This window comes from Zoogloea oryzae (assembly GCF_030161255.1).
Lineage (GTDB): Bacteria > Pseudomonadota > Gammaproteobacteria > Burkholderiales > Rhodocyclaceae > Zoogloea > Zoogloea oryzae.
Map to the genome: position 1 here is coordinate 26,613 of NZ_BSPX01000025.1, position 15,564 is coordinate 42,176.

10 protein-coding genes are annotated in these 15,564 nt (G+C 68.7%); 4 read left to right on the forward strand and 6 right to left on the reverse strand.

Features of this window, described 5'->3' with window-relative positions; genetic code table 11:
- Positions 1-146: 146 nt before the first annotated feature.
- A complete protein-coding gene (locus tag QQK25_RS09980; protein ID WP_284187785.1) occupies positions 147-1,868 on the reverse strand; it encodes a glutamine--tRNA ligase/YqeY domain fusion protein in 1,722 nt (573 codons plus the stop codon).
- Between the two features lie 262 nt (positions 1,869-2,130).
- Here QQK25_RS09980 and QQK25_RS09985 point away from each other — a divergent pair, with 262 nt between their 5' ends.
- Genes QQK25_RS09985 through QQK25_RS10000 form a run of 4 tightly spaced genes read left to right on the forward strand, consistent with a single transcriptional unit; the run spans position 2,131 to position 9,620 of the window.
- Positions 2,131-4,155, forward strand: coding sequence for a TonB-dependent receptor plug domain-containing protein (locus QQK25_RS09985; protein ID WP_284187786.1), 2,025 nt, complete (start codon positions 2,131-2,133; stop codon positions 4,153-4,155).
- A gap of 10 nt (positions 4,156-4,165) precedes the next feature.
- Positions 4,166-4,723: a TOL_0243 family YfiR-like periplasmic protein gene (locus tag QQK25_RS09990; RefSeq protein ID WP_284187787.1), complete on the forward strand. Its 558-nt coding sequence runs from the start codon at positions 4,166-4,168 to the stop codon at positions 4,721-4,723.
- The gene (locus tag QQK25_RS09995; protein ID WP_284187788.1) at positions 4,723-7,476 is read left to right on the forward strand and encodes a response regulator; all 2,754 of its coding nucleotides are present in this window, start codon (positions 4,723-4,725) and stop codon (positions 7,474-7,476) included. Before QQK25_RS09990 ends, QQK25_RS09995 begins: the two co-directional genes overlap by 1 nt.
- Entirely contained in the window at positions 7,473-9,620 is a 2,148-nt protein-coding gene (locus QQK25_RS10000; protein WP_284187789.1) for a putative bifunctional diguanylate cyclase/phosphodiesterase, read from the forward strand. Before QQK25_RS09995 ends, QQK25_RS10000 begins: the two co-directional genes overlap by 4 nt.
- 12 nt (positions 9,621-9,632) lie before the next feature.
- Here the strand turns inward: QQK25_RS10000 and nosR are convergent, their stop codons facing one another.
- The 5 genes from nosR to QQK25_RS10025 are packed head-to-tail and all read right to left on the reverse strand — an operon-like array spanning position 9,633 to position 15,453.
- On the reverse strand, positions 9,633-10,955 hold the full coding sequence (gene nosR / locus QQK25_RS10005; protein WP_284187790.1) for a response regulator c-di-GMP phosphodiesterase, NosR family: 1,323 nt from the start codon (positions 10,953-10,955) through the stop codon (positions 9,633-9,635).
- Positions 10,952-12,754, reverse strand: coding sequence for a PAS domain-containing sensor histidine kinase (locus QQK25_RS10010; protein ID WP_284187791.1), 1,803 nt, complete (start codon positions 12,752-12,754; stop codon positions 10,952-10,954). The genes nosR and QQK25_RS10010 overlap by 4 nt, the downstream gene beginning before the upstream one ends.
- A gap of 7 nt (positions 12,755-12,761) precedes the next feature.
- On the reverse strand, positions 12,762-13,601 hold the full coding sequence (locus QQK25_RS10015) for an HDOD domain-containing protein (protein ID WP_284187792.1): 840 nt from the start codon (positions 13,599-13,601) through the stop codon (positions 12,762-12,764).
- Positions 13,598-13,912 (reverse strand): hypothetical protein, encoded by a 315-nt coding sequence (locus tag QQK25_RS10020; protein WP_153161231.1) that lies wholly within the window; start codon positions 13,910-13,912, stop codon positions 13,598-13,600. Before QQK25_RS10020 ends, QQK25_RS10015 begins: the two co-directional genes overlap by 4 nt.
- Complete coding sequence (locus QQK25_RS10025; RefSeq protein ID WP_284187793.1) at positions 13,909-15,453, reverse strand: EAL domain-containing protein; 1,545 nt, start codon at positions 15,451-15,453, stop codon at positions 13,909-13,911. The genes QQK25_RS10020 and QQK25_RS10025 overlap by 4 nt, the downstream gene beginning before the upstream one ends.
- Between the last annotated feature and the right edge of the window lie 111 nt (positions 15,454-15,564).

The window sequence follows — 15,564 nt, forward strand, 5'->3', positions numbered from 1 at the left end:
CGGAGCCGGCGTGGGGACATCCGTATGACAGCCGGCGCCCCCCTGCATATTCTTGCGATTATCGCTTGATCCATGCCGGGGCGGGGATGGAAAGACGGGGCCGTGGTGCCGCCACCTGCGTGGCAGGCACCACCTGAACGGCATGTCTATTTCTTCCAAGCGTCACGCAGGGTGACGGTGCGGTTGAAGACCGGCGCGCCCTCGACGGAATCGACCCGATCTGCCACGAAGTAGCCGTGGCGCTCGAACTGGAAGCGGGCTTCCGGCTTTGCGGCGCGCAGGGCGGGTTCGAGCTGGGCGGTGATGACCCGCAGGCTGTCCGGGTTGATGTCGCTGATGAAATCCCGCTCCAGATCTTCCGGGTCGCCCTCACGGCGGTTGCCCGGGTAGGCGTGGGCGAACAGCCGGTCGTAGAGGCGGACCTCGGCGGCATAGGCGTGCTCGACGGAAACCCAGTGCAGGTTGCCCTTGACCTTGTAGTTGTCGGCACCGGGCGTACCGGACTTGGAGTCGGGCAGGTATTCGCACAGCACGGCGGTGATGTTGCCGTCGGCGTCCTTCTCGCAGCCGGTGCACTTGACCACGTAGCCGTAGCGCAGGCGGGCCATGTTGCCCGGGTAGAGGCGGTGGTAGCCCTTGACCGGGGTTTCCATGAAGTCCTCCCGCTCGATCCACAGTTCGCGGCCGAAGGGCATCTCGCGCTTGCCGAGTTCGGTGTGGAGCGGGTGGTTGGGCGCGTGGCAGCGTTCGCTCTGGCCGGCCGGGTAGTTGGTGATGACAAGCTTGAGCGGGTCGAGCACGGCGACGCGGCGCTCGGCGGATTCGTTGAGGTGCTCGCGCATGCAGTCTTCGAGCACGCTCATGTCGATCCAGGAATCGGCCTTGGAGACACCGATGCGCTCGGCGAACAGGCGGAAGCCTTCGGCGGTGAAGCCGCGGCGGCGGGCGCCGACCAGGGTGGGCAGGCGCGGGTCGTCCCAGCCGGCGACGTGGTTTTCATCGACCAGCTGGATCAGCTTGCGCTTGGAGAGCACCACGTAGGTGAGGTTGAGGCGCGCGAACTCGATCTGGCGCGGCACCGGGCGGGGGAAGAAGCCGCCTTCGGCCAGGTTGTCGAGGAGCCAGTCGTAGAACGGGCGCTGGTCTTCGAACTCGAGGGTGCAGATGGAGTGGGTGATGTCTTCGAGCGCGTCTTCGATGGGGTGCGCGAAGGTGTACATCGGGTACACGCACCAGCGGTCGCCGCTGCGGTGGTGGGTGGCGTGGCGGATGCGGTAGATGGCCGGGTCGCGCAGGTTGATGTTGGGCGAGGCCATGTCGATCTTGGCACGCAGGATGTGGGTGCCGTCGGGGAACTCGCCGGCCTTCATGCGCTGGAAGAGCTCCAGGTTCTCGGTGACGCTGCGGTTGCGGTAGGGGCTGTCCTTGCCGGGGGCGGACAGGGTGCCGCGGTAGGCGCGCATCTCCTCGGCTGAGAGCGAATCCACGTAGGCCTTGCCGACGGTGATGAGGTGCTCGGCCATGGCGTACATCTTGTCGAAGTAATCGGACGCGAAGTACAGGTGCTCGCCCCAGTCGAAGCCCAGCCACTGGACGGCCTCGATGATGGCGTCCACGTATTCCTGGTCTTCCTTCGTCGGGTTGGTGTCGTCGAAGCGCAGGTGACAGGCGCCGCCGTAGATCTGGGCGAGGCCGAAGTTCAGGCAGATGCTCTTGGCGTGGCCGTAGTGCAGATAGCCGTTGGGCTCCGGCGGGAAGCGGGTCTCGACGCGGCCACCCCATTTGCCGAGGCGGCGGTCTTCGTCAATGATGTTGCGGATGAAGTTGCTGGGTGCGGCGTCGGCTGCCGGCGTGGTTGGAGCGGTCATCTGGGTCGTACCTTGCTTGGCGCGGGCGGTGGTCCGCCGTTGGTCTGAGTAATCCCGGGATTGTAGCCGATGGCGGCCTTTGCGCAGGGTTGCGACAGCTTTGGGGGTGGGCGTGATCTGGTTCATGGGAATGGGCATGCAAATCGGCAAAATCATATGAATGCCAACTGTTTGGCGGCGATGCTTGTGTGATTTTGTTAAAAATGCGAACTTGATGGCTGCGCGCCTTGACTCCATCCGCCCTTTTCCGAGATCTGCATTGATGCCCTGCAATCGTGTCCGTCTTGTCCTGCCCCTTGCCCTGAGTGTCCAGCTTGCCTGGGCCGACGATGCCGTCCTCGCCGACCTGGCGCTGGAGGATCTCGCCCGTCTTGATGTGGCGACCGTCTCGCGCAAGACGCAGAAGCTCTCGGAGACGCCGGCGGCGGTCACGGTGCTCACCGCCGAGGACATCCGCCGCAGCGGCGCCCGCAGCGTGCCCGAGGCCCTGCGCGAGGTGCCCGGGGTGTCGGTGGCGCAGATCGGTGCCGGTAGCTGGGCGGTGGGCGTGCGCATGGCCGAGGGGCGCTTTTCGAACAAGCTGCTGGTCCAGATCGACGGGCGCAGCGTGTATAACCCGCTGTTTTCCGGTGTGTTCTGGGAATCCCTCGATCTGCTGATGGAAGACATCGAGCGTATCGAGGTGGTGCGCGGGCCCGGCGCGTCCCTCTGGGGCGCGAACGCCGTCACCGGGGTGATCAACATCGTGACGCGCAAGGCGACCGCGACCCGGGGCTCGCTGATTTCGGCGCGGGTGGACCATAAGGGCCATCCGGCCTTGGCGGTCCGCCAGGGGTTCGACATCGGGGAGCTCGGGGCTGTGCGGGTGTATGCCAAGGGCAGCGAGATGCTGCCATCGCGCAGTGCCGATGGCCGCTCGGAGGTGGATCACAACCGGGGCTGGTCGGCCGGTTTCCGGATGGACAGTGCCGGCTCTGCGGGAAACACCTGGATGGTCCAGGGCAACAGCTTCCGTCGCACCACGTCCGAAAGCCTCGTGACGACGGGGCTTGACGGGTCCGCCGGGCTGTATCCCCTGAGTCTCGAGTTTGAGGGGTCGAGCCTGCTCGGCCGCTACAGCTGGGGTCTGCTCGGTGGTGAGGCATCCGTCCAGACCTACTTTGACAACCTGAACGCATCTGTCGGCGAGTCTGGCCGCGGCGGCATCAGCACCTTCGACCTGGATTTCCAGCACCGCCTGGCGCCGGTCGGGCGGCACGAGTTGATGTGGGGCGCCGGCGGTCGCTATGTGAAGACCGATATCGACGCCGCCACGCCCATCCTGACCATCTCGCCGGCGGAGCGCAGCCTCCAGGTGATGAGCGCCTTCGTGCAGGACGAGATCACTCTTCAGCCGCGCACCTGGAAGGCGACCCTGGGCGCCCGCCTCGAGCACTCGACCCTGTCCCACTTCGAGCCCCAGCCCACCGCCCGTCTGATGTGGACGCCGACCGAATCCGACAGCGTTTGGGCGAACTGGTCGCGGGCCACCCGCACGCCTTCGGTAGGCGAGATCGGTGCGTCGATCCTCTTTGGCGCAAAGCCCACCGGCAATCCGATGTTGCCGATCGTGTTCGTCCGCTCCACGCCGGGGCAGGGCTGGAGCCCCCGTGCCGAACGGGTCGATGCGCTGGAGCTGGGCTATCGTCGCACCCTGCGCAACGGCAGCTTCGAGGCGGTGTTGTTCCACCATGACTACCGCCGCCTGATTGCCGGCTATCTCGATCCGAACGGGCTGATCCTGCCGGGCATCCCGCTGCCGATCCCGCCTTACTTCATTCCGGTCCAGAACATTTTCCGGGGCAACGTCGGCAAGGCCCGATCGACGGGCGTCGAACTGGGGCTGGACTTGCCGGTGAACGACCGCTTCCGTTTCCAGGCGAGCTACACGGCCGTCAACCTCAAAGGCGCCCGCAGCAGCGACCCGGTCACCGATGCGGCGGGGGCCGAGCTTGAAGAGGCCTCTCCTCGATACTGGGGCACCCTGCACGGGGTGATCGGCCTTGCGCGGGGGCACGAGCTTGACCTGATGGTCCGGCGCACCGGCGCCATCACCCACGGCAACGTGCCGGCCCACACGAGCTTCGATGTGCGTTACGGCTGGCGTCCGGGGCCGGGGTTCGAGCTGACGGTCATGGGCATCAACCTGTTCGACAAACAGCACCTCGAATACATGTCGAACTTCCTCCCGACCCAGCCGGCCTACCTGAGCCGGCAGGCCTATGTCCAGGGTGTCTGGCGGTTCTGAGGGGACAGGGGTGATCCGCCGTCTCGTGGCCCATCGGGCCCTCAAAATACTCTGCGTCGCGGCTGCCTGCCTCGGCGTCGCCCCCGCGTGGGCGATGCAGCCAGGCGAGTACCAGATCAAGGCTGCCTACCTGCTCAACTTTGCGCGCTACGTGGAATGGCCCGCCCAACGCCTGCCGGCCGGCGCGCCGCTGCGGCTGTGCGTGCTCGGCCGCGACCCCTTCGGCGAGGCGCTGTCCGCCCTCGAGGGGCGGCAGGTCAATGGGCATGAAGTGAAGCCGCGCGTCGTCGATGGCGTCGAGATGGCCTCGGACTGCCACCTCGTCTTCATCACCGATTCGGAAGAGCGGCGCGTCGGCCTGCTGCTGCGCGGCCTGGCCGGGCGCAGCGTGCTCACCGTCAGCGACATCGACGGCTTTGCCGAGGCTGGCGGCGGGATCGGGCTGGTAGTGGACGAGCGCCGGGTGCGCTTCGACATCAACCTGACGTCGGTGCAGCGGGAGGGCCTGCGGGCCAGTTCGCAGCTGCTCCGTCACGGCCGCTTCGTGTTCGGCCTGAGGGCTCCCTGATGGCGCAGCTCAAGGATCTGCCCATCGGACGCAAGCTCGGCATCGTTGCCCGGCTGAGCGTGCTGATCGCCCTCGGCGTGGCACTGCTGACAATCTTCCTGACCGAAGTGAACAGCGAGCTGCGCCGGGCCGACGAGGACGGCCGGATGCTCTCCGAGATCGTCGCCGACAACGCCATCTCGCCCCTGCGCTTCGACGACGCCAAGGTGGCGGTATCGCTGCTCGGCGCCCTGCGTCACCACGAGCGGGTGGCCGCCGCGGTGGTGCTGCGCCCGGATGGCAGCGTGTTTGCCGATTACCCCCTGGGGCTGCACGCCGATACGGAGCACCTGGCCAGCCTGCGCGACAACCCGGCCGCAGGCGCGCTCAACTGGCACACCCTCAGCCTGGTCGTCACCAAGCCCCTCGAGAGCGACGGGGAGACCCTCGGCCGACTGATCCTCGAATTCGACCTGCGCTCCATTGTCGGGCGGCTGGTGCTGTGGCTGGGCCTGGCGCTGCTCGGGCTGGTGATGGCGCTGATCGCCGCCAGCCTGTTCTCCCGGCGCATGCAGGGGATGATCGTCGAGCCGCTGCAGAAGCTCGCCGATGTGGTGCGGGCGGTGAGCGCGGGCAAGCGCTACGACCTGCGCGCGCCGGCCGGCTACGCCGACGAGGTGGGCGAACTGATCACCGGATTCAACGGCATGCTGGCCGAGATCGCCAACCGCGACCGGGAGCTGACCCTTCACCGGGAACGCCTCGCCTCCGAGGTGGCCGCGCGTACCGCCGAGCTGCGGACGATGATGGAACAGGCCGAGGCCGCCAGCCGCGCCAAGACCCAGTTTCTCGCCAACATGAGCCACGAGATCCGCACGCCGATGAACGGCGTGATGGGCATGATCGGCCTGCTTCGCCAGACCTCGCTCGGTGAGCGTCAGGGGCGCTTTGTTGATATGCTGGACGACTCTGCGCGCGCCCTCATGGAAATCATCAACGACGTGCTCGACGTATCCAAGATCGAAGCAGGGCGGCTCGAACTGGAAGCCCTGCCATTCTCCCTGCGGGACACCCTCGATCAGGTGGCGACCCTGTTCGCCACCTCGGCCTACGCCCGTGGCCTGCAGCTTGGCCTGCACGTGGACCGGTGCGTGCCCGACAGGGCCGTGGGCGACGCCCTGCGCGTGCGCCAGGTGCTCAACAACCTGGTCTCCAACGCCCAGAAGTTCACCGAGAAGGGCAGCATCTCCATCGCCGTGCTGCCCGTGCCCTGCGCGCGGGAGGGCGCCCTGCGCCTGCGCATCGAGGTGCGCGACACCGGCATCGGCGTGCCGCGGGAAGCCGGCGCGCGCCTGTTCCAGTCCTTCTCCCAGGCCGACAACTCCATGGCCCGGCGCTTTGGCGGCACCGGGCTGGGGCTGGCCATCGCCCGTCAGCTGGTGGAGCTGATGTCCGGCGAGATCGGCTACGTCACCGAACCGGGCTGCGGCTCGTGCTTCTGGGTGGAATTCGAACTGACCCGCGACGTGGCCGGCGAGGCGCAGGAGCGCCCGCTGGTCGGCCGCGCGGCCCTGGTGGCGGTGGGCGACTCCCACCTGCGCGACGCATTGTTGGAGCAGCTCGCCTTTGCCGGCGCACGTTCCGAACTGGCCTACGACCGTCTGGCGGTGGATGAGATGCTGGCCATCGGCACCGGCTACGACTGGCTGATCGTCGATGCCAGCTTCGACGGTGGCAGCGGGCGGCAGCTGCTCGCAGATCTGCGCTACCGGGCCGGGCGCCCGGCCCTCGCGGCGATCGTCGGCATCGGCCGCGAAGAAGTCGCCGCGATGCGCGATATCGGCGCCGAGATCATCCTCAGCCGGCCCGTCACCAGCAACGAGATCCGCCAGGGGCTGGCGGGCGCTAGGCCGGCCGATGCGGCGCCGCCGGTCGGCCACAAGCTGGCCGCGCACCTGCTGCTGGTCGAGGATCACCCGGTCAACCGCGAGGTGGCGGTGGCGGTGCTCCAATCCCTCGGCTGCCGGGTGTCGGTGGCGGTGGATGGGCGCGACGCGGTGGAGGCCTGCCGCCGGCAGCGCTTCGATCTGGTGCTGATGGACATCCAGATGCCCGAGATGGACGGCCGTCAGGCCACCCAGGCGATCCGCGTCGACGAAAAGGCCCGCGGCCTGCCGCGGATGCCCATCATCGCCCTGACCGCCAACGCCCTGCGCGAAGACCGCGACGCCTGCCTCGCGGCGGGCATGGACGACTACGTGGTGAAGCCGGTTTCCGGCGAACAGCTGTGGGTGGTGCTGAGCCGCTGGCTGCGGGCAACCCTGCCGCCCGATCCCCCGCCCGCTCCGGCGACCCCCGCGGCCCCAGTGGCCAGCCCGAACGCCGAGCCGGTGCTCGACATGAACCTGCTGATGGGCCTGCCCGGCGTCAACGGACGGCGGGACGCGCCGATGCTCAAGCGCATCCTGACGCTGTTCATCAGCGAAACCGACCGCAACGTGGGTGGTATCGTCGATGGCGCTGCGGCCGGCGACACCGCCGCCGTGCAGCGCCTCGCCCACAAGATGAAATCCGCCTGCCTGGCGATGGGGGCGGTGCAGCTGGGCGTGCGCGCCCGGGCCCTGGATGAACGGATGAAGGCTGGCGTGCAGCCCGACGCCACCGACGCCGCACGGCTTACCGACGCCTGGGACGCCTGCAAGCGGCGCCTGGTGGAGGAAGGGCTTGCGAGCCTGGACGAGATTACCCGGGTGGAAGGCCCGATCAACCCATGACGGCGACACCCAATCCCCACATCCTGGTCGTGGACGACGACCCCCTGACCCGCATGATGGCCACCGAAGCCCTCCGCGAAGGCGGCTTTGCCACCTCCGAGGCCGAAGACGGCGTGCGGGCGCTGGCGGCCTTCGAGGCATTGCACCCGGATCTGGTCCTCCTCGACGTGATGATGCCGGGCCTCACCGGTTTCGAGGTGTGCCGCCGCGTGCGCGCCACCCCGGCCGGCGAGCTGGTGCCGATCATCATGCTCACCGGGCTGGACGACAGCGAATCGGTGGAGCAGGCCTTCGACGCGGGGGCCACCGACTTCATCTCCAAGCCGATCAACTGGACGCTGCTGCGTTTCCGCATCCGCTACGTGCTGCGCTCGGCCCAGCTGCTGAAGGAGCTCGTGCGCAACAAGGAGAGCCTCTCCAGCGCCCAGCGCATCGCCCGCCTGGGGAGCTGGGAATGGTTCGTGCCCGCCGACGAGGTGCAGCGCTCGGCCCAGTATTACCGGCTGTTCGGCCAGCAGGTTGACACCTTTGGCGAGGGCATGGATTCGCTCGTGGCCCACGTCTATGGCCCTGACCGGCCGATGGTCGGCGCCGCCCTGGCCGGTGCCCGCAAGGGCGTTGGCTACCAGCTCACCTATCGGGTCGTGTGGCCCGACGGCAGCGTGCGCACCCTCCTCGAGACCGCCGAGCGCACGAGCGACTCCGACGATCCCCAGGCGCTGCTGATGGAAGGCAGCGTGCAGGACATCACCGAGCAGGTCGAAGCCCAGCGGCGGATCCGCCAGCTGGCCTATTTCGATCCGCTCACCGGCCTGCCCAACCGCGAGTTCTTCCGGGAGAGCCTGCTCTCCGCTGCTGCCCGCTGCCTGCGCAACGACAGCCGCTGCGCGGTGATGGTGGTGGATATCGACCGCTTTGCGCGGATCAACGACAGCCTGGGCCCCGAGCGGGGCGACCAGGTGCTGCAGGTGATCGGCCACCGCCTGCGCGAGCGCATGGGCGACCGCACGCCCGCCGAGCCGGCCGGCGGCGGCGGGCTGCCGCGGCTCAAGGTGGCCCGGCTGGCGGCCGACGAGTTCGGCATTCTGGTGAGCGACGCGGGTTCGGTGGAAGACGTGCTGGCCACTGCCCACGAGCTGCTGCAGGTGGTGCAGGCGCCGATCCACGTGCCGGGGCAGGACATCACCCTGTCGGCCCGGGTGGGGGTGGCGGTGATGCCCGACCACGCCACCGAGGCCGAGGCGATCCTGAAGGCTGCCGAGACGGCGCTCAACCGGGCCAAGCGGGTCACCCGCGAATCGGTGGCGCTGTTCTCGGAAGAGATGAAGGTGGCCGCTTTCCTGCGTTTCACGCTGGAGGGCGACCTGCGCCGGGCCATCGGCGAAGAGGAGCTGCAGGTGCTCTACCAGCCCATCGTGGATGTGGCGCGCAAGGCCATCGTGAAGGCCGAGGCGCTGGTGCGCTGGCCGCATCTGGCGCGGGGTTCGGTGCCACCGCCGGAGTTCATCTCCCTGGCCGAGGAGACCGGGATGATCGTGCCCCTCACCCGCGCGGTGATGGAGCGCGTGTGCAACGATATCGCCGAGCTGGGTTCGGCGCTGCCGCCGGATTTCCGGATCAGCATCAACCTGTCGGGCGTGAACTTCATGGACGCGCAGCTCATCCCCACCGTCAGGGCGGTGCTCGACGGGGCCGGCGTGCCGGCCTCAAGGATCGAGTTCGAGCTGACCGAGACGGTGCTGATGCGCGATCTCGACTACGCCACGGTGATCCTCGCCCAGCTGCGGGAGATGGGCATCCGGGTGGCAGTGGATGATTTCGGCACCGGTTATTCGTCGCTGGCCTACCTGCGCCGGCTGGCGGTGAATACCCTCAAGATCGACCGCTCCTTCGTGGGCGAGCTGGACGACGGCCAGGGCGTGGCGATCGTCAAGGCGGTGATCGGGCTGGCCCACAGCCTGGGGCTGGAGGTGGTGGCCGAGGGCGTCGAGACAGCCGCCCAGCTGGAGGCCCTGCGCCAGCAGGGCTGCAACCTGATCCAGGGTTATCTGTTCGCCCGGCCCATGTCGATCCGGGCGCTGGCCCAGTCCCTCGCCTGTGCCAGCGTCACCCTGCCGGAGAGTCCGGCGCCGGCCGAGGACTGAGCGTGCGGCGCCTCAGCGCCGTTCGGGCTGGATGGCGATCTTGAGGCGCACGCCTTCCGAGGCTTCGAGTTCGCGCAGCTGGCGGATCAGGTTCTCGTCGAGCACGAAATCCGCCGCCAGCAACATCACCCCGTCGCGGGTCACCAGATCCCGGGCCAGCACCATGCCCGGCCGCAGCGACGTGGCGGTGACTTCGTTCATCGGCGGCGGCATGTTCTCGGTGCTGGAGCCGATCACGTCGAGGAAGGCATCCACCACCTGCGGGCAGTAGCGCTTGCCGCGGTTCTGCTGGATCAGGGCGATCGCCTCGGCGGGCTTGAGCTTGCGCGGCGAGAGGGTGCCGCTCTGCATGTCGTCGTAGTCGTTCACCACCGCGATCACCCGTGCGCCGTACGGGATCGCCAGCCCTGACAGGTGATCCGGGTAGCCCTGGCCGTCCCAGCGTTCGTGGTGGCTGCGGATCAGGGTGGCGGCGCCGCGCATGTTCTCGAGGCCCATCAGCGCGGCCTGGCCGGTGATCGGGTGTTTGCGCATCACCCCGAGCTCGTCGCCGGTCATGTGGGAGACCGGTTTGGCGAGCAGATCGTCGGGCAGGCCGATCTTGCCGATGTCGTGGAGCAGGCCGGCCAGCATCACGTCCTGGACTTCGGCCGGTGCAAAGTTCAGGCGGACGGCGACCTTGCGCGCCAGATCGGCGACCCGCTTGGCGTGGCCGGCGTTGCTGCCTTCGCGCAGCTCGATGAGGTTCGAGAACACGCGGATCGAGGTGAGGAAGTTCTGCTTGAGCTTCTCGTGGGCGCTCTTGAGTTCGGCGGTGCGGGCTTCGACCTTTTGCTCGAGGCTGGCGTTGAGCGATTTCAGCTCGTCGTTCTGCTTCTGGGTGAGGGCTTCGAGGCGGGCCTTCTCGCGGGTCAGGGCCTGGCGTTCGAGGGCCTCGCGGACGGTGAGCAGCACGTCCTGGTCGTTCCAGGGCTTGGAGATGTAACGGGTGATCTGGCCGCTGTTGATGGCCGCGACGGTCGATTCCATGTCGGCGTAGCCGGTGAGCAGCAGGCGCACGGTGTCCGGGTGGCGCTTGCGGGCTTCCGCCAGGAAGGCGGCGCCGTCCATCACCGGCATGCGCATGTCCGAGATGATGAGATCCACGTGCTCGCGGCCGAGCAGCTCCAGCCCTTCCGCGCCGCTGTTGGCCACATGCACGGTGTAGCCGTGGGGGCGGAACAGCCGGCGCAGGGCCGACAGGATGTTGGCTTCGTCATCCACGCACAGGATCGAGAAGGCGGGGGTGGGTGCCGCGCTCCGGTCGGGCGTGGCGGGGGCGGTGGCAAGGGTCATGGGGATACTCCCGGTACGGCCATGTGATGGACGGGCAGGGTGATACGGAAGCAGGTGCCGGTTTCCGGCGAGCTGCTGGCGGTGATGTGGCCGTGGTGCTTCTGCACGATGCCGTAGGAGAGCGACAGGCCGAGGCCGGTGCCCTTGCCGACGGGCTTGGTGGTGAAGAAGGGGTCGAAGATGCGGTCGAGGACGTCCGGCGGGATGCCGCTGCCGTCGTCGGCGATCTCGATCCACACCGTGTCGCCGTCGTGGCCGGTACGGACGTGGATCGTGCCGCGCCGGTTGTCCGGCATGGCCTGGGCGGCGTTCACGAAGAGGTTCATGAACACCTGGTTGAGCTGGGAGGGCAGGCACTCCACCACGGGCAGCGTGCCGTATTCGCGCACCACGTCAGCCTTGTACTTGATCTCGTTGCTGGCGATGTTGAGGGTGCTGTCGAGGCCCTGGTGGATGTCGGCGGGCTGCCAGTCCTGGCTGGCGTCGGTGCGCGAGAAATCACGCAGATCCTGGACGATCTTGCGGACCCGGGCGGTGCCTTCGGCGGATTCGCTGATGAGCTCGCCGATGTCGTCGCGCAGGTAGGTGAAGTCCACCGCGCGCTTCACGGTTTCGATGGCGTCGGCGTCGGCGGGTGGCAGGGCGCCTCGGTGGGCTTCGTAGGTGTCGAGCACCTCCAGCAGCTGGCCGACGTAGGTCTTCAGGCTGTGCAGGTTGGAATTGACGTAGCCGATGGGGTTGTTGATCTCGTGGGCGACGCCGGCGGCGAGCTGGCCGATGGAGGCCATCTTTTCGGACTGGACAAGCTGCTGCTGGGTGTCGTGGAGCCGGCAGTTGAGATCGGTGAGTTCGACATAGCGCTTGAGGAGCTCGGTCTCGGCCATCTCGCGGCGGGCGATGTCCTCCTCGAGGGTGGCCTTGGCGTCCTGCAGGTCGCGGGTGCGCTGGACGACGGTGGCTTCCAGGTCGGCGCGCATCTGCAGCAGGGCGTTTTCGGCGTTCTTGCGTTCGGTGATGTCCTGCAGGGTTTCGATGGCGCCGATCATGGTGCCTTCGGCGTTGTGGAGCGGGGCCGCGGTGAAGTACAGCCAGCGCCCGGTGCCGCCCACGCGGGGGAAGAAGTCCTCGGCCTCGTAGGCGCCGGTGATGACCTGCGAGCGGCGCAGGTTCTTGGTGCCGTACAGCCCGATGATCTCGTCCACGGTGCCCGACACGATGAGGTCGGCGAGGATCGGGCGTTCGCTGTCGTAGAAGGCTTCCCACTGGCGGCGGGTGCCGACCATCGCTGCGGCGGGCTGCCCGAGGATCTGTTCGCAGGCGCGGTTCCAGTGGGTGACCACGTGGCTGGCGTCGATCACCAGGGTGGGCACCGGGTCGCCGTCGATGATCTGGGCGAGCAGCTGCTTGGCCTGCTTCTGGGCGGCTTCGGCGAGCTTGCGGTCGGTGATGTCCACCAGGCTGCACACGGCCGTGCATTGGCCGTCGATGTCGGTGCGGGCGATGGACAGCTCGACCCAGCGCGTCTCGCCGGTGCGGGTGACGATGTCGGTCTCGTGGCGGTTCGGGGGGGCGTCCTTGATGGCGCTCCGCGCCAGCTCGCAGACGCAGTCCCGGACACCTGCCGGGAACAGCCGCGAGAAGGGCATCCGGGCGAGTTCGGCCTCTTCGTAGCCGGTGAGCCGGGTGAAGGCCTGATTGGCGAACAGGATGGTGCCGCCCCGGTGCAGGGCAAGGGCTGTCGCCACGCACTCGGCGAGGGGGAACAGGCTGGCCTGGAGGGAGTAGGTGGGGGCGCTCATCGGGTGTTCAGCCGAGCAGGGGAAGGTGGGCCTCGAAGCGCCCGTGGGTTTCGGCCAGCACGGCGGTGAGGGTTTGCCAGTCGAGCCCGAGGGCGTCGATGGCGGCAGGCTGCAGCCGGGCCATCTGGGTGTTCTCGGCGCCTTCCAGGTCGAGCGCCTTGGCGATGCCGTCGGCGTAGTGGATGATCGCCGCGAGGCTGCCCGGTGCGGTCTGCGCCGGGTTGTGGTGGAAGGCCAGGGCTTCGACGATATCGGCCGGGAAGTTCCAGTGCTGGGCGATGGCGGCGCCGACCGCGGTGTGGTCGCAGCCGAAGATCTCGGTCTCCACGTCCACCAGATGGCAATCCCGTTCGGCGGCGATCTGGATGACCCGGGCGAAGCCCTCGGGGTTGGCCGACAGCATCACCAGCCGGCCGATGTCGTGGAGCAGGCCGGCGATGAACAGGCTCTCGGGCTTGCGGCGCAGGGGGCGGGCCAGGGCCTGGGCGGCGACGGCGGTGCCCAGCACGTGGCGCCAGAAGCGGTCGGCCGAGAAGCCCGCGCACTTGCCGGCCGGCAGGGTGGTGACCACCGCGCTGGTCAGCACCAGCGAGCGCACCGCCGAGAAGCCGAGCACGACGATGGCGTCGTGGATCGAGCCGACGCGCATCTGCAGGCCGTAGAAGGGTGAGTTGGCCACCCGCAGCACGCGGGCGGTGATGGCCTGGTCGCGGGCGATGCGGCTGGCCAGGGCGTCCACGTCGGGGTCGCCGCCGGAGAGGGTCTGGAGCAGCTCCAGCGCCACCGCCGGCATGGCCGGCAGGCTGTGGATGTGGCTGACGATGTCGGCGAGGCTCGGCTGGCTCACTTGAGTTGCTCCTCGCGGAAGGCCAGCACCGCGTGCAGCAGGGGCTGGGCGGCCGGGTCATCGGCGGTGTGGCGGAAGATGTGCATCACCCGTGCCCGGGCGGCTTCCCGCTGGCGGGCCTTGGCGTCCGGCGCCTCGGGCGGCGTGATGGAGAGCTTGTCGATGCCGCGCCGGCGCAGGCTTTCGATGTGGTTTTCGGCCAGGGTGAGCCCGGCCGGCAGCAGCACCTGGCCGTTGCGGTCCACCACCGCAGCCGCCAGCGCCATGCCGGGCTGGACTTCGTCGAGGGGGCGTTCGAGGGCGTCGCTCATGGGGACTTCGTCGTCCGGTTGAAGGTCAGCAGCGTGCCGCGGGTGCTGCGGCTGCCGCCGAGGGGATGAACTTCGATGCGGCCGCCCAGTTCCGGGCAGTCGACCCCGTCGCCATCGCTGGCGGCGCTGATCTGTTCGAGCAGGCCCGCGGGCAGCACCTCGATGGCGTCCAGGCCGATGAGCGGTGCCCGTCCGGGGAACAGCCGCTCGGCGGCGCCGTTGGCCAGGGCGATCATGCCCGTCGGGTCGAGGCCCATCAGCGGCAGCGGGATGGTGGCGAGGGCTTCCTGGGCCAGCCCGAGGGAGGCTTCGCCCATGCCGAGGCGGCGCTCCCGGTCGGCCAGCACGCACTTGAGCTGGGCGTTGATGCGTTCGAGCTCGCTGTTGGCCCGGGAGAGCTCGGCGGAGAGGCGGCGGTTCTCGTCGGACAGCAGCTTGCGGCGGAAGGCTTCGTCGATGTTGGCGACGAGCATCGCGTCGTCCCACGGCTTGGTGAGGAACTTGTAGATCGCGCCTTCGTTGATGGCGTCGGTGACCGACTGGAGATCGGTGTAGCCGGAGAGCACCATCCGCACGGTGTCGGGCGCCATGTCCTTGGCCTTGCGCAGGAACTCCACGCCGGTCATGCCCGGCATGCGCTGGTCGGAGATGATCACGTCCACGCTGTGGGTGGCCAGCAACTCGAGGCCTTCCTTGCCGCTGGTGGCGGTGAGGATGGTGTAGCCCTCGCGGCGCAGCAGTCGGCGCAGGGAGGCGAGAATGTTGCTCTCGTCGTCCACCAGCAGCAGGGTGCGTTCGGTTTCGGCGGCGCGCTGGAGGTTGCCCTCGATGCGCAGGCCGGCCTTCATCAGGGCCTCGAAGCGCGCAGCGGGCTCGGGTGCGCCGAACAGCGGGCCGCGGGTCTCGTCGCAGCCGGCGGCGGTCATCACCGAGGCGGTGTGGGCGTCCACGATGCCGGCGGCGCACACCGACAGCCCCATCTTGTGGGCGCGGTTGACCAGCGCTCGCACGATGGCCACGCCTTCCGGGTCGACCACCACGTCCTGTACCAGCCGCGAGGGCACGTCGAGGCTGTCGAGGGGCAGGCGGCGGGCCCACGCCAGATGGGCGTTGGCCGGGCTGGCGGCGTCGATGGACAGGCGGATGCCGAAGCGCTTGAGGTGCTGGAGGGCGGCCTCCTCGGCGTCGGTGAGGGTGTCGCCGCTGGTGATGATCGCGAATTCGAGGGAGCAGGGCGTGAGCTGGGTGTCCAGCAGCACGCGGGAGAGTTCCTGGGCGAAGGCCGGATCGCACAGGGCGTCGAGACGGGCGCCCAGCGACAGCACGAAAGGCCGCGTGCGGCCGCGGGTCCAGGCGACCACCTGGGCGCAGGCGGCGCGCAGGGCCAGCACATCCCCGGCCGAGGCGATCGCCGCATCGACAGGGCCCGCCGGCCCGGTGACGTGGAGCCGGGCTCCCGCAAGCTCGCCGCTGCTGCATTCGAAGCGGGGCTGGTAGGCCAGCGGGTCGGGCGATTCGGGGATTTGGCTGAGGTGTTCCATCTTTCCTCCAGAGTACGTGGCGGTGCCGGCCGCCACGCCAGCTGACAGGCTATCGGCCGAAGTCGCGCGGTCTTTAGCGGGCAACGACGGGGCGGGCGGGTTAAAATCCCG

Coding starts and splice junctions, on each gene's coding strand:
- QQK25_RS09995 (WP_284187788.1), top strand. CDS start 4,723: ATGGCGCAGCTCAAGGATCTGCCCATCGGACGCAAGCTCGGCATCGTT.
- nosR (WP_284187790.1), bottom strand. CDS start 10,955: ATGACCCTTGCCACCGCCCCCGCCACGCCCGACCGGAGCGCGGCACCC.
- QQK25_RS10000 (WP_284187789.1), top strand. CDS start 7,473: ATGACGGCGACACCCAATCCCCACATCCTGGTCGTGGACGACGACCCC.
- QQK25_RS10010 (WP_284187791.1), bottom strand. CDS start 12,754: ATGAGCGCCCCCACCTACTCCCTCCAGGCCAGCCTGTTCCCCCTCGCC.
- QQK25_RS09985 (WP_284187786.1), top strand. CDS start 2,131: ATGCCCTGCAATCGTGTCCGTCTTGTCCTGCCCCTTGCCCTGAGTGTC.
- QQK25_RS09980 (WP_284187785.1), bottom strand. CDS start 1,868: ATGACCGCTCCAACCACGCCGGCAGCCGACGCCGCACCCAGCAACTTC.
- QQK25_RS10025 (WP_284187793.1), bottom strand. CDS start 15,453: ATGGAACACCTCAGCCAAATCCCCGAATCGCCCGACCCGCTGGCCTAC.
- QQK25_RS10020 (WP_153161231.1), bottom strand. CDS start 13,912: ATGAGCGACGCCCTCGAACGCCCCCTCGACGAAGTCCAGCCCGGCATG.